This is a genomic window from Acinetobacter sp. USHLN143, assembly GCF_037145695.1.
Taxonomy (GTDB): Bacteria; Pseudomonadota; Gammaproteobacteria; order Pseudomonadales; family Moraxellaceae; genus Acinetobacter; species Acinetobacter fasciculus.
Genome location: NZ_JBBCWZ010000029.1, coordinates 1 through 13,318, shown reverse-complemented (window position 1 = coordinate 13,318; position 13,318 = coordinate 1). Strand labels below are relative to the sequence as shown.

Genomic DNA, 13,318 nt, shown 5'->3' with positions numbered 1-13,318 from the left:
AAATCCTGTTGATCTTAGCACAGCTGGTTTTTACACTGATGTGCTTTCTTTGCAGATGATTAGCAAGATTTTAGCTAAACCCTGGTGTTAAATAAGCTTGCATAAAAAAACCGCCTCTATATAGAAACGGTTCTTAAAAATTATGAATTTTTCAAACTGACTTAAGCAGGTTCATTGATCTCAAAAACCTGACGCAAATAGGCCAAGAACGTATCATTATCGGTCATGGTTTTGCCCGGACTATCCGAGATTTTGGCTACTGACTGACGGTTACATTCCACCAGTTTCAGCACAATATTGAGTGGGGTTTGCCCCATATCATTGGTCAGATTGGTGCCAATGCCGAAACTGACCTGAAAACGGTCTTTAAAGTACTGATGCAATTTCCAGGCTTTTTCCAGATTCAGGCCATCACTAAAAGTCAGCATCTTGGTTTTGCTGTCTATTTTCAGCTTTTTATAATGCGCATAGGCCTTGTCACCCCATTCATAAGGGTCGCCACTATCATGACGCAAGCCATCAAACAGCTTGGCAAAGTACAGATCAAAGTCGCGCAGGAATGCATCCATCCCCACCACATCGGTCAAGGCAATACCCAAGTCACCACGATATTCCTGTACCCAGCTTTCCAGTGCAGATTTCTGGAAATTACGTAAACGTACGTCCAGCGCCTGAAAAGCTTGCAGGAATTCATGCGCCATGGTACCAATCGGGGTAATGCCCAGCTCTTTGGCTAACAGTACATTACTGGTCCCACGGAACACATGCGGTGCGGCTTTGTGAAATTCTTCGACCACATGCTTTTGCCAATCGAAACTGTAACGGCGACGCGTACCAAAATCTGACACCAAGAATGGTGGATCATTGGGGTTTTGCGCAGCATCATACTGTTTTAATAGCTCGATTTTGGCTTTTAAACGGTGTTCGCCTTCAGCCAACACTTCAGGCGTGCGAATGCGGCTGAAATACAGTTCATTGACAATCGCCAGTACGAAGATCTCGAACATCATCGCCTGAACCATCGGGCCTTCCACCACAATATCCAGACGGCCTTGACTGTCGATACTGGCCTTGATGAAACGGCGCTTGAGCTGGAACAGTTCCAGATAATCCACAAAATCGCTTTTGATAAAACGTAAGCTTCTTAAATATTGCAGTTCATCTTCTTTGAATTTTAGCTGACACAGCAGGTCCAGTTGATGATTCAGGTCATCCAGAATATCCGTCAGTGGATAGACTGTATCTTCCAGATTACGACAACGGAAATGGTAGACACTATGCGTTTGCGGAAACTTGTGTAAGACCACTTGTAACATAGTGAATTTGTACAAGTCAGTATCTAACAGAGAATGGATAATTGGGGCCATAACTAAGGGAATATCGCTGTGCTTATCTCTGCATTAAAGCATAAAAAGTCATGCAATAATGCAGGATTTACGTACAGCTGGCTGTATTTGCGACAAAAGTATCAGAAGCATAACCCGGTTTATTTCTGGGTGTTGGTCTGAGCTTTTTCCTGTTCCTGAATCAGTTTATGTAGCTGTTTTTCCTGGCCAATGACCTTGGCAAATTCGGCTGTGGTCTTTTGTCCGGTTTTTTGCGCCTGGACATCACAGTCCACCTGACGCAACTGCTTGGCAATCGCAAATTCCATCTTGAATAAAGCCCCCATCAAGGCCGTATTGCCTCGATTGTCTCGAGCACAGCGGTCGGCACCATGTTTAAGCAAACTGCTGACTATCGCTTGATGGCCATAATACGTTGCCATCATCAGTGGCGTATAACCGTCTTTATTGCGTACATCGACCGGAAAGCCATGTTTTAAAAATTCGTTGATAACTTCGCTATTGCCAATTTTGGCGGCAGCAAAGAACAGGTCGACCAGTTCCTGTTGTGAGTTCATCTGAATATTGTCCACGCTTTTAGCGGGGGAGATCTCCTTCGCGACAGTCACGTTTGCGAATGCGGAACCTATCGTGAGAATACTGGCTAAAAACATAGATGACATAACTTTCATGATGAACTCCAGCAGAAATCGAAGGGGAATTTAAGTCTTGAAAGACTGAATTACCCTGAGATGAGATAAAAAACGGAGTGCCTGTAAAACTCCCCCTAGGGTGCAGGAAAGGTTTGGAGTATTACAGGACTTTTTGGAGGTGATGCGCTATGCCCTAGTCACCAGTTCCTCAAGACCAATCGGGATTAGTCTTTTAATTTTGCAGCTTTGGCTTTAACAGTCGCCAGGTTACCGTTTACCGCCTTGGTCATACGTGTACCGTAGTCCGCATCTGCCTTATAGAAGTAAGACAACATGATGTGCTTGGTTTCTGAATCTTTCACTGCGCCTAAATCAGCAGCAAGGTTCATGATCAGGTCATCTTTTTCTTTAGCCGAGTATGAACGGTACAGCTCACCTGCCTGCTTGAAGTTCTGCTCTTTCACGCCAATTTGCTGTACATGACCAGATAATGGTGTTTGTACCGCACGTGCTTTTTCAGTGGCAGCTTTTGGCTCTTTACGGCTTGGCTCATAGTTCACATCCGAGTCACGCTCAGAGATATTCATGTAGCCATCCTGATTATTGTTGTTCACATTTACCACTGGACGGTTCACCGGAATTTGCTGGTGATTCGCGCCTAAACGGTACATTTGGGTATCTGAGTAAGAGAAGATACGGCCTTGTAGCAGACGGTCTTCTGATGGCTCGATGCCCGGAACCAGGTTACCTGGCGCAAATGCAGACTGTTCAGTCTCATTGAAGAAGTTCTTCGGCATACGGTTCAGGGTCAAAGTACCGACTTTGGTTTCTGGTACCAGCTCAGTTGGCCAGATTTTGGTTGGATCTAACGGATCAAAATCAAAGCTGTTTAGATCTTTAGGATCAATCACCTGAATATATAGATCCCATTTCGGGAAATTACCCGCATAGATGTTGTTATATAGATCATTGGTCAAGTGGTTGAAATCTTTACCCTGCTGTTCAGCCGCTTCTTTCACGTTCAGGCCTTTCACGCCCTGTTTAGAGCGGAAGTTGAATTTCACGTACTTGTATTCGCCTTTGTCGTTATACAGTTTGTAAGCGTGAACACCAAAACCGTCCTGTTCACGATAGCTAGTTGGAACACCTTGCTTGCCATACACATAAGTCAGCATGTTGGTTGCCCATGGCTGGCTCGACAGGAAGTCAAACACACGGTTAGCATCTTGGACATTCGTTACTGGGCTTGGCTTCATGGCATGAATGAAGTCCGGGAACTTGATTGCATCACGGATAAAGAATACCGGTGTCTGGTTACCGACCAAGTCCCAGTTACCTTCTTGAGTGTAGAATTTCAATGCAAAACCGTGTGGGTCACGTAGAGTTTCTGGTGAACCCTTACCGTGAATTACGGTAGAAAAACGCAGGAAAACTGGAGTTTTAGTCCCCGCTTTGAACAATGAAGCGAGGGTAAGATCAGATAGATCTTTGGTCGCAACGAATTCACCATATGCCCCTGTACCACGCGCATGTACGACACGCTCAGGAATACGCTCACGACCAAAACGTTGTAATTTTTGTACCAGTTGAACATCCTGAAGGAGTACTGAACCATTTGGACCCGCAGTGATCGAGTTCTGGTTATCACCGACTGGCGCGCCATTGTCTTTAGTTAAAGGAGCAGCTTGTGCAGCTGTGACAGTTGCAATCATTGCAACCAGTAATGAACGCTTAAACATTTCTAAATCTCTCAATTTATTACCTTTCCTGCATGGGCTAAGATACGCCAACACAATAAATAGATAAAACAGATTATTTTTATTAATTCAATCGCTTTAATGGATTTAAAAAAATTAATCAATTGATTTTCATATATTTAAAGCTCATAAAAACAGCATCTCATACTGCTCCAGATTTTATTCTTGCTACAATCACGTCCATCTATCATTAGCAGTCCATATGTAAAATGCGTGCCTTATTACAAAGAGTTTTAGAAGCTAAAGTCGTGGTCGAGGGTGAAACCACTGGGGAAATTGAAAAAGGAATTCTGGTTTTTCTAGGTTTAGGCAAGGACGATAATCTGGAAAAAGGCAAAAAGCTGATTGATAAAATATTGAAATACCGCTTCTTTGATGATGAACAGGGTAAAATGGGCTGGAACGTTGCCCAGGCCGACGGTGGTTTATTGCTGGTTTCACAATTTACCTTGATGGCACAGACCCAGAAGGGTTTACGTCCAGACTTTGGCCCAGCTATGCCGCCTGCCGAGGCTAAAGCACTTTATGAGCAGCTGGTAGAATATGCCCAAAGCCAGTTTGAACATGTGCAAACCGGTATTTTTGCCGCCGACATGAAAGTGCATCTGGTCAATGATGGGCCGGTGACGTTTAATCTGGAAGTTGAATAAACTGTCATTGTTCTAGAATGAAAAAAGCCCTCTAATGAGTAATGCCAGTCAGTTAAGCAAAAAAAGTTAAAATGCTGTAAAAAGAGCGTATGTAAATACGCTCTTTTTTTATGAATTTATCTCAGAATCTAGATTTAACATTAAAACAAACCCTACCTTCACTTTCACAATTCAGTGAATTGATTGATTTAAACTGGATTGAAGATTGCTTAGACCAAACAGGTAAAGCATCAATTCGAAAAAGAAAACTGCCTGCTGAACATGTTGTTTGGCTGGTAATCGGACTTGCTCTATTTCGAAATCAGCCGATTTGGTATGTGGTTCAACAATTGCAACTTGTTTTCGGTACGGCAGAATACTGTGTACCGAGTGCATCCGTACAAGCAAGACAGCGCTTAGGCTTAGAACCCATGAGTGCTTTATTTTCGACATTAAGTCAGGCATGGTTTAAAGACTCACAACAACAATATAGCAACTTTCACGGTCTATGCGTTTGTGCTGTAGATGGTGTGGTTTGGTCTATGCCTCATACAGAAGAAAACTTTAAGCACTTTGGTTCATCCAAAGGCAAAACAGCAGCTGCACCTTACCCACAAGTTAGAGCGACTTGCCTGGTGAATACCAATACCCATGAAATGATTGATGCCCAAATGGGCAGTATGGATCAAGGTGAATTAACCTTAGCCAGTCAATTAAAAGCACCAGTTCGCAGTATTACCCTATTTGATCGTGCTTACTTCTCTGCTGATTTTTTAGTGAGCTGGCAATCTCAGGCAGAAGAGAGTCATTGGTTGATGCGAGCAAAGGACAACCTGCGTTATGAAGTGATTCATCATAATGCGGCCCATGACTTTCAGATCAAAATGCCTGTTTCAGCAAGAGCAAAAAAGATAAATCCGTCATTGGGTGACTATTGGGAAGCACGTTTAATTGAAGTTGAATATGCAGGAAAAATAAGACGTTACATTACATCATTAACAGATTCTAAAGTTTATCCATTCAAAGACCTTGCAATGCTTTATATCCAGCGTTGGGAAATAGAAATGTGTTATCGGGAAATTAAAAGTGATTTACAGGATGCAAGGATTTTAAGAAGCAAACAACCTGATTTGGTCTATCAAGAATTGTGGGGGGTATTTATTGCATATAATATCTTAAGAAGACAGATGAGGTTTATCGCTGAACATGCAAAGGTGAGTCCTTTAAGGATCAGTTTCCATATTGCATCTATGAGTATTATCAATATCTTAAGGCACACACCTTTAGAATCAGCAGGAAACCTACCCAAACATTTAGCGCAATTATTTGAACAATCTAAAATATTTGTATTACCTGAAAAAAGGCAAAGGCAATGTCCGCGAGTAGTGAAAATTAAAGCACAAAAATATCCAAGAAAATGCCAGTCAATTTCTTAACTGACTGGCATTACTCTAATGAGGGCTTTTTCTTTTAAAAATCTTTTATCCTTTCACCCCCCTCTTTGTGTTTCTCCCAAAGGTAGAAAGAAAAGGTTGGATGAAAGATTTTTAACTTATTTACCAGTTTTCTCTTTAATAAACTGACGTGCCATTTTCACTTTTTCTTTGACCGGTTTTGGCAGTTTAGGCGGAATCATTTTCGCGACCTGGTTAAACCAGACCAGCAGACCAAAATCGCCTTCCATTTTAATCGTGCCACTTTGCATACCACTCATGAATGCAGTTGGATCACCTTTAAGCAATGTTTTTACACCCTGTTCACTGTCAGCAAATTGCAGTACAAAATCAGCTTTTTCTGCATCACCTGAAACAGTATCGATATGACCATTATTCACAACGATCTGACGTGCCATTCCCTCATCTGTTCCGATTTGGATACGAAACTGGCGTTCATGTACCAATTCAATAAATTTCGGGCTAGTACGTGCTAACTGCTTCATACGTAACGCAAGACCTGCGACCAGCAAATCAAGTGGATCAGTACTAAGGTCAACCAGAGGAAGTTTTAACACAGGAATGGACGACAGTTTCATGGAGGATGCCTATTCTAATTGTACGAAAATTGACAAATATCCTAGCATAGTTCTGGGCTAGGTGGATTATGCAGTTTGTATCATATTTCCAAATTGAAAAATGCACACATGGGTGCATTTTTTTCATTGCAACTTGTAGAATTAACGGCTTGAAAGCTGCTGCTGGTCGTCTTCATACACCGGCGTATGTTCGATGCAACGGCGTTTTGCCAAAGCACGCTCAGCACGACGATCTTCACGCAACAACAGGCCAGTCACCACCATCATGACCGCAGTTAACGCGCTCAGATAACTATACGTCATTGGTAGCTCAAACCAAGTTTGAGTTCCTACACGAATCACCTCGATCAGGCCCCATACCAGCATCCCGGCCGCCATAAAGCTTAACCAGCGACGATAAGGCGAGAAGAACACAGCAAGCACAGCTACAGCGACTAAACTGAAGCCCACAATCGTTGCTAAATGCGCTGTTACCATATAAACCCCTCCATCCAGATAGATAGTTCCCGCTTGATATTGCAACGCTTCTATCTATTGAATTTCGTTAAATCAATAAAATGAAATCTGTTGATTTGTATCTCTATGCCTGCATTATGCTGAGTTTTTTGCATAAAAAAAGTCCTGTCATCCAGCCTAACGACATACTTTGTCGCGATATTATATTGTCATTACATTTTTTGCTTTTCACATTTTTGTGGATCAATGACTGCGCCAATGTTGGCGTGTCATTACAAAATTATCAGTAGTTTTTTTAAGTGAAAAAATTATTTTTCCGTTTAAGATGATCGATGTTTTTGTAGCCACATTTCAGCTATTCCTTATATCACTCAGATCATAAGCAATAAAAAACGCGACCCGGAGGTCGCGTTTAAAATCAATCAAAGCCTGTATTTATGCACGGTTCAGGTCTTTATCATGTACACCGAGCAGATAAAGCACACCGTCCAGACCGACGCTAGAAATCGCCTGATTGGCATTTTGGCGTACTAGCGGCTTGGCACGGAAAGCCACACCGAGTCCTGCAATCGAGAGCATTGGTAAGTCATTGGCGCCATCACCGACTGCAATGGTTTGTTCCAGGGAAATTCCCATCTCCTGGGCGATTTCACCGAGCAAGAGTGCTTTGCGTGCGCCATCGACGATATGGCCTTTGACTTCACCAGTGACCACGCCATCCTGCACATCGAGCGCATTGGCATGCACTTCATCAATATCCAGTTTAGTTTGCAGATATTCCGCAAAATACTGAAAACCGCCAGAAAGAATTGCAGTACGGTAACCTAGTGCTTTTAAAGTCGAAATCAGGCGTTCAGCTCCTTCGGTAATCGTCAGGCGCTCGGCAATTTTCGGAAGTACCGAAGCGTCCATGCCTTTTAACAAGGCGACACGTGCACGGAAGCTTTGCTGGAAGTCCAGCTCGCCTTGCATAGCACGTTCGGTAATTTCTGCGACCTGTTCACCAACACCGGCTTCAATTGCCAGTTCGTCAATAACTTCCTGCTCGATCAGGGTTGAGTCCATATCGAAGCAAACCAGACGACGGTTACGGCGATAAGCATTGTCTTCCTGCACCGCAACATCGACATTTAATTCATTGGACAGGCTCAAGCAGGCCGCACGCATGGCAGCTGCATCTAGCATTTGTCCACTTAAACCGAACTGGACACAGGCACGTTTTGGCCCTGCGCTCTGGCCATCTAAAATGGGGCGGCCAGACAGACGGGTCACGGTTTCAATATTAAAGCCCTGACCCGAGACAATCTGGGTCACGGCTTGCAGATGAGAGGCATTTAATTCAGGGGCCAATGCCGTTACGATATAACGTGTGCGTCCACCCTCTTTGACCCACTGATCATATTCAGTCGCAGAGATCGGTTTAAAGCGCACAGTTAACCCGATATCATGTGCTAGAATCAGGATCTCCTTCATGGCTAATGCTGTTGCTGTCTGGTCTTCAGACGCCACAACAATACCTAAGGTTAACTGATTATGAATAACCGCTTGCCCTACATCTAAAATCTGTAGGGAATGGGCGGACAAAACCTGCATTAATCGTGTAAATTGATTAGGCTGGTCAGGTCCTAAGAATGATATAAGAATGATTTCTCGCATGAATTGACTCGGGTCTGAGCTACAACTATTGTTAGAATCATAATCGAAATTGAACAGAATTGCCTTGGAAGTTTACGTTGAATGCGCCTAGACAAGGGCTATTTGCTAGCCTATTGATTGTAAGTTTTGCTCTGCATACCTTTTTACTGGTATTGGCAACCACTCACCAACTGAATGAAAACCGTGCCAATCAGGGACAGCTGATCACCAGTCAACTGGTGACAGACAGCCTGTCTGAGCTTGAACCGCCCAACCGCGTTTCTCTGGCTTTGCTGGCAAATCGTTATGCCACCAATCCAAGTGTCGCTTCCATCCGGATTCTGGATGCGAAAGCTCAAGTTTTAGCCACCGGCGGACTGACCAAAACTCGCGAGGGTGAAGTTTTTGTCCGTGATGCCCTGCAAAACGAGAAAAAAGTCGGTGTGATTGAAATCACCCTGATTGAGCCAAGTATTGGTGAAATTCTGCGCACGCAATGGTTGGCGATTCTGTTCTCGTTCATCATTCATGGTCTGCTCTGGGTCGCTTATCGTGCCGTGGCACGTCCAAGCCGCACCGAATATCTAGCGCGCATCAATAATGAATCGCGGCTGAAATTCGAGATTCAGACCCTGACCCAGGCATTGGAACAGGAAAAGCATAATGCGGCACTGGCGATTGCTCAGGCCCAACAGGCAGTGAAAAACAAAGCCAAAGAAAAAGAACATAAACCAGCGGTACTCGAGAGCGATAGCCTGAGCTTAAACATCCAGTTCTACGATCCAAAACAGTTACTGGATAGCGTGAATAAAACCGTTTCGGTGCCTTATTTCAATCTTTGTCAGATTTTCCTGAATAAAGCCACCGAACTCTGTGTGCAACGCTATAAGTTAAATAGTTCTGATATTTGTACCGTACATAAATTTGATGAAAAAGGTGCCACCATCAGTATCACAGCAGACAAACCGAATGCCCTGGCCTGCCTGACCATGATCAGTGCCGTGTTCCAGCTGCTTTCGGAAGTGCTGTATAGACGCTATCGTGAAGAAAAACGTTTTGTGCTACAAACCCGCAGCGCGATTGCCTCTAAAGTCGAGGAGATGCAGCTCAGCTCGGTACAGGCCGCGGAGCGTCTGACTCAGCATCTGGTCGCGAAAGAAAGTGCCTTACATGTACCGAACACCTTGCTGAAAGATGTGAGTGATCACTTCCAGCTGGTCAGCATGCCGAATCCAACCAATGTCCTGACCCGTCATGCTTTTGTGGTGAATGGCATGGATGCTGAAAGCGCCGAGCTGGCACAGACTTTTAGAACTGAAATTCTAAAATCCAAACAGTCCAAAGCCTCATAAATATCCCTGAATGTTGCAATTAAAAAAGCCGGATCCAACATCCGGCTTTTTTATGGATATAAAACAAATACGCCAGTGTGTCTTGGCCTATCTCTTAAATTTTTAACTGTTTTTGTTCCAGCAGATATTGCTGGGCATTATAAGGCTGAGCCGGATCCTGACAAGGGACTTTATGCCACTGACCCTCGGCATCTAACTCCCATGCATTGTGACAATCTTTTAAATAGCTGATCAGGCCATCTTTATAAATCCGTTTTTTCAGCTCTGGATCCAGCACCGGGAAACAGGTTTCCACCCGGGAAAACAGGTTACGGCCCATCCAGTCGGCACTGGCACAATACAGTTTCTTGGCACCGCCATGTTCAAAATAATAAACCCGGGTATGTTCCAGGAAACGTCCTACGATTGAACGGACCTGGATATTTTCAGACATACCGGTAACTTGTGGAATCAGACAGCAGATTGAACGCACAATCAGGTCAATTTTTACCCCAGCCTGCGAAGCCTGATACAGGGCAGCAATCAATTGCGGTTCGGTAAGTGCATTCACTTTGATGATGATATGCGCGGCTCTGCCGGCCAGGGCAAATGCCTTTTCCTGCTCAATCAGTTTCAGCAGTTCGCTATGCAGGGTAAACGGTGCATGCAGCAAGGCTTTCAGTTTGGCCATTTTGCCCATGCCGGTCAGTTCCTGGAACATGCGATGCACATCTTCACAGATATCCGGCTGTGTGGTCATCAGGCCGTAATCAGTATACATACGGGCATTACCGGCATGATAGTTTCCGGTACCCAAATGCGCATAACGCAGTAATTCCTGATTTTCACGCCGGACAATCAGAATCATTTTGGCATGAGTTTTATAACCCACGATGCCATAGACCACGACCGCGCCGGCTTCTTGCAGAATATTGGCCACCATAATATTAGATTCTTCATCGAAACGCGCCCGCAGTTCAATCACGGCCGTGACTTCCTTGCCATTCCGTGCGGCTTCTGCCAGCACCTGAACAATTTCCGAATCCGGACCACTGCGGTATAGCGTCTGCTTGATCGCCAGCACCGCTGGGTCCTTGGCCGCTTCGCGCAGTAAAGTAATCACCGGCTGGAATGAATCAAAAGGATGATGCAGCAGCACATCCTGTGCTTTTAAAATTTCAAAAATACTTTTCTGTTTACGGAAAATTTTGGGAATCACAGGACTAAAATGCGGATACTTTAATTCCGGACGCTCAAAGCTGGTACTCAGGCGGGACAAATTGATTGGTCCATCAATCCGGTACAGTTCCTGTTCCGTCAGATTAAATTCATCCAGCAAATAGTCGATGATGTTCTGTGGAGAGTCATTTTCAATTTCCAGACGTACTGCACGACCAAAGCGGCGCGAACACAGTTCATCTTTTAAGGCCACTGCCAGATCGTCAACATCTTCCGACAATACCAGATCGGCATTGCGGGTAACCCGAAAGGCATAACATCCGGTCGCTTTCATGCCGGGAAACAAATCACTGATATGCTGCTGGATGATCGCAGTCAGAAAGATCTGGGTGGTATTGTTTCCGGTGACATCTTCCGGAATTTTAATCAGGCACGGTAAGGAACGTGGTGCCGGCACAATCGCCATCTCGATTTCACGGCCAAAGGCATCTTTACCTTCCAAGCTGATAATAAAGTTCAGACTTTTATTCACCAAACGTGGAAAAGGATGTGAAGGATCCAGACTGATCGGGGTCAGTACCGGTTGCACTTCTTTGGCAAAAAAGGCTGCAATCCATGCCTTATGTTTTTCCAGAAGATCCTGATATTGAAGAAACTGAATACCCTGCGCCTGGAGTTCAGGCAGAATTGCATGATTCAGAACCTCATACTGCTTGTTAACTGTGGCATGAATGGACTGGGACAGTTGTTGTAGAACCAGCTCGGTGGGTACAGCATCAGGCGTCCGGGTAGTCGCATTCAGGTCTTGCTGTTTCATCAGCCCGGCAATCCTGATTTCAAAAAACTCATCCAGATTACGGGAAAAAATAATCAGGAAGTTTAAGCGCTCTAAAATCGGTAAATTCGGATCAAGTGCTTGTGCCAAGACACGACGCTGAAATTCAAATAAGGAAAGTTCCCGATTAAAATAGGTCGCTGACGAATGCTGAAATTGTTCCATGCCCTCTCAATGCTGCTGATTACAGTCTGTTGTTTCACATCATTGAGGGGAGATCTTAGGCAGACTTTATGACACTTATGTTACAAAGCTTGATAAATCTATATAGATTAATATTTTAATTTTTAAAATTATAAAAAATCATCCTCTGGTTTGTTGCGCGCTGTCATCAAACTGCAATTAGGTGTCTGTTTTTTCAGTTTTTCTGGCAGCCCAATAAGTGGCTAAAGCTGGCCCTGAAATATTATGCCACAGGCTGAAAATGGCACTTGGTAAAGCGGTAAGTGGTGATGCGGCAAAATGGGTTGCCGCCAAGGCCACACCCAGACCAGAATTCTGCATTCCCACTTCAATGGAGACTGCACGACAGTCTATTTCTGCCAAGTGAAATATACGGCTGGCCCAATAACCCAGTAAATAGCCCATACCATTGTGTAAGGCCACGATCCCTAAAATCATTAAACCGGACTCCAGAATCTGGGTTTTGCTGCCGGCAATAATCGCCGCGACAATTGCCACAATCGCAATCACAGAAATCAACGGCATGACCTGAATATAGGCCGTGACTTTTTGCTTGAGTAGCGCCCGTACGATTAAGCCCAGAATAATCGGGAATAACACCACCTGTAAGATCGACACCAGCATCGACCAGGCATTGATTTCAATCCACTGACTGGCCAACAAGTAGAAAATGGCCGGAGTTAGAATGGGCGCCAGTAACGTAGAAACCGAGGTACAGGCGACCGACAAGGCAGTATTGCCCTTGGCCATATAGGTAATCACATTGGATGCAGTTCCGCCCGGACAGCAACCCACCAAGATTACCCCGATGGCAATCTCTGGTGGCAGCTGGAACAGCTTGCACAGCAAAAAGGCCAAACCCGGCATCACCATAAACTGGGCGACGACGCCAATCGCTACTGCCTTCGGACTTTGCAAGACACTTTTAAAATCTCCGACGGTCATGGTCATGCCCATGCCGAACATGATGATGCCTAACATCCAGGGAATATAAGCTCTTAACCAGACAAAAGCTTCAGGGATCATCAAGGCAATGCCGGAAAAAAGCACCACCCATAAAGCAAAGGTTTTTTGGACAAATTGGCTAAACTGGAGCAAGGCTGACATGGGTTTCATCCAGGTGATATTAAGGGAGAAAAAGCAAGATAAAATAGGCACCCGTTGACGCCTGAATTTTTATATTTAAATATAAATAGGACTTACGCACTATTATTTATAGATTCTCTGTGGTAGCAGATGATTTTTATCGAGAATAAAGTCATCAATGAAGTTTTTGATAACTGGTCTAAATAATTTCTTCTGC

At 44.3% G+C, this 13,318-nt stretch carries 11 protein-coding genes; 3 read left to right on the top strand and 8 right to left on the bottom strand.

Translation table 11 applies throughout. The annotated features are described in order from the left end of the window. Nucleotides 1-161: 161 nt before the first annotated feature. From pncB to WFH18_RS09320, 3 genes are all read right to left on the bottom strand, one after another. A complete protein-coding gene (gene pncB, locus WFH18_RS09330; protein ID WP_004729084.1) occupies nucleotides 162-1,367 on the bottom strand; it encodes a nicotinate phosphoribosyltransferase in 1,206 nt (401 codons plus the stop codon). 119 nt (nucleotides 1,368-1,486) lie between these two features. Beyond that, complete coding sequence (locus WFH18_RS09325; RefSeq protein WP_005094946.1) at nucleotides 1,487-2,017, bottom strand: ankyrin repeat domain-containing protein; 531 nt, start codon at nucleotides 2,015-2,017, stop codon at nucleotides 1,487-1,489. A gap of 185 nt (nucleotides 2,018-2,202) precedes the next feature. Continuing rightward, complete coding sequence (locus WFH18_RS09320; protein ID WP_005094943.1) at nucleotides 2,203-3,717, bottom strand: catalase; 1,515 nt, start codon at nucleotides 3,715-3,717, stop codon at nucleotides 2,203-2,205. A gap of 227 nt (nucleotides 3,718-3,944) precedes the next feature. Between WFH18_RS09320 and dtd the strand changes: the two genes are divergently transcribed. Further along, nucleotides 3,945-4,385, top strand: coding sequence for a D-aminoacyl-tRNA deacylase (gene dtd / locus WFH18_RS09315; RefSeq protein WP_005094942.1), 441 nt, complete (start codon nucleotides 3,945-3,947; stop codon nucleotides 4,383-4,385). Nucleotides 4,386-4,495: 110 nt separating this feature from the next. Further along, a complete protein-coding gene (locus WFH18_RS09310) occupies nucleotides 4,496-5,800 on the top strand; it encodes an IS4 family transposase (RefSeq protein ID WP_004282307.1) in 1,305 nt (434 codons plus the stop codon). Nucleotides 5,801-5,916: 116 nt separating this feature from the next. On the opposite strand, the gene WFH18_RS09305 is transcribed toward WFH18_RS09310, so the two are convergent. The 3 genes from WFH18_RS09305 to serB all read right to left on the bottom strand — a co-directional run bounded on the left by WFH18_RS09305 (nucleotide 5,917) and on the right by serB (nucleotide 8,508). Further along, the gene (locus WFH18_RS09305) at nucleotides 5,917-6,396 is read right to left on the bottom strand and encodes an SCP2 sterol-binding domain-containing protein (protein ID WP_005094940.1); all 480 of its coding nucleotides are present in this window, start codon (nucleotides 6,394-6,396) and stop codon (nucleotides 5,917-5,919) included. Nucleotides 6,397-6,537: 141 nt separating this feature from the next. Continuing rightward, on the bottom strand, nucleotides 6,538-6,873 hold the full coding sequence (aciT, locus tag WFH18_RS09300; protein WP_005094938.1) for a ciprofloxacin tolerance protein AciT: 336 nt from the start codon (nucleotides 6,871-6,873) through the stop codon (nucleotides 6,538-6,540). 414 nt (nucleotides 6,874-7,287) lie between these two features. Continuing rightward, on the bottom strand, nucleotides 7,288-8,508 hold the full coding sequence (serB, locus tag WFH18_RS09295) for a phosphoserine phosphatase SerB (protein ID WP_005094936.1): 1,221 nt from the start codon (nucleotides 8,506-8,508) through the stop codon (nucleotides 7,288-7,290). A 77-nt stretch (nucleotides 8,509-8,585) separates the two neighbouring features. Here serB and WFH18_RS09290 point away from each other — a divergent pair, with 77 nt between their 5' ends. Next, nucleotides 8,586-9,839, top strand: coding sequence for a hypothetical protein (locus tag WFH18_RS09290; RefSeq protein WP_005094933.1), 1,254 nt, complete (start codon nucleotides 8,586-8,588; stop codon nucleotides 9,837-9,839). A gap of 94 nt (nucleotides 9,840-9,933) precedes the next feature. On the opposite strand, the gene ppk1 is transcribed toward WFH18_RS09290, so the two are convergent. Both ppk1 and WFH18_RS09280 read right to left on the bottom strand, forming a co-directional pair. Beyond that, entirely contained in the window at nucleotides 9,934-11,997 is a 2,064-nt protein-coding gene (gene ppk1 / locus WFH18_RS09285; protein ID WP_005094930.1) for a polyphosphate kinase 1, read from the bottom strand. Between the two features lie 177 nt (nucleotides 11,998-12,174). Beyond that, nucleotides 12,175-13,122, bottom strand: a complete 948-nt coding sequence (locus WFH18_RS09280) for a bile acid:sodium symporter family protein (protein WP_005094929.1) — start codon at nucleotides 13,120-13,122, stop codon at nucleotides 12,175-12,177. Nucleotides 13,123-13,318 lie beyond the last annotated feature (196 nt).

What these genes read in the sequence shown, in the direction of transcription:
- WFH18_RS09305 (WP_005094940.1), bottom strand. Translation starts at nt 6,396, where the DNA reads ATGAAACTGTCGTCCATTCCTGTGTTAAAACTTCCTCTGGTTGACCTT.
- ppk1 (WP_005094930.1), bottom strand. Translation starts at nt 11,997, where the DNA reads ATGGAACAATTTCAGCATTCGTCAGCGACCTATTTTAATCGGGAACTT.
- WFH18_RS09280 (WP_005094929.1), bottom strand. Translation starts at nt 13,122, where the DNA reads ATGTCAGCCTTGCTCCAGTTTAGCCAATTTGTCCAAAAAACCTTTGCT.
- WFH18_RS09320 (WP_005094943.1), bottom strand. Translation starts at nt 3,717, where the DNA reads ATGTTTAAGCGTTCATTACTGGTTGCAATGATTGCAACTGTCACAGCT.
- WFH18_RS09325 (WP_005094946.1), bottom strand. Translation starts at nt 2,017, where the DNA reads ATGAAAGTTATGTCATCTATGTTTTTAGCCAGTATTCTCACGATAGGT.
- dtd (WP_005094942.1), top strand. Translation starts at nt 3,945, where the DNA reads ATGCGTGCCTTATTACAAAGAGTTTTAGAAGCTAAAGTCGTGGTCGAG.
- pncB (WP_004729084.1), bottom strand. Translation starts at nt 1,367, where the DNA reads ATGGCCCCAATTATCCATTCTCTGTTAGATACTGACTTGTACAAATTC.
- WFH18_RS09310 (WP_004282307.1), top strand. Translation starts at nt 4,496, where the DNA reads ATGAATTTATCTCAGAATCTAGATTTAACATTAAAACAAACCCTACCT.
- aciT (WP_005094938.1), bottom strand. Translation starts at nt 6,873, where the DNA reads ATGGTAACAGCGCATTTAGCAACGATTGTGGGCTTCAGTTTAGTCGCT.
- serB (WP_005094936.1), bottom strand. Translation starts at nt 8,508, where the DNA reads ATGCGAGAAATCATTCTTATATCATTCTTAGGACCTGACCAGCCTAAT.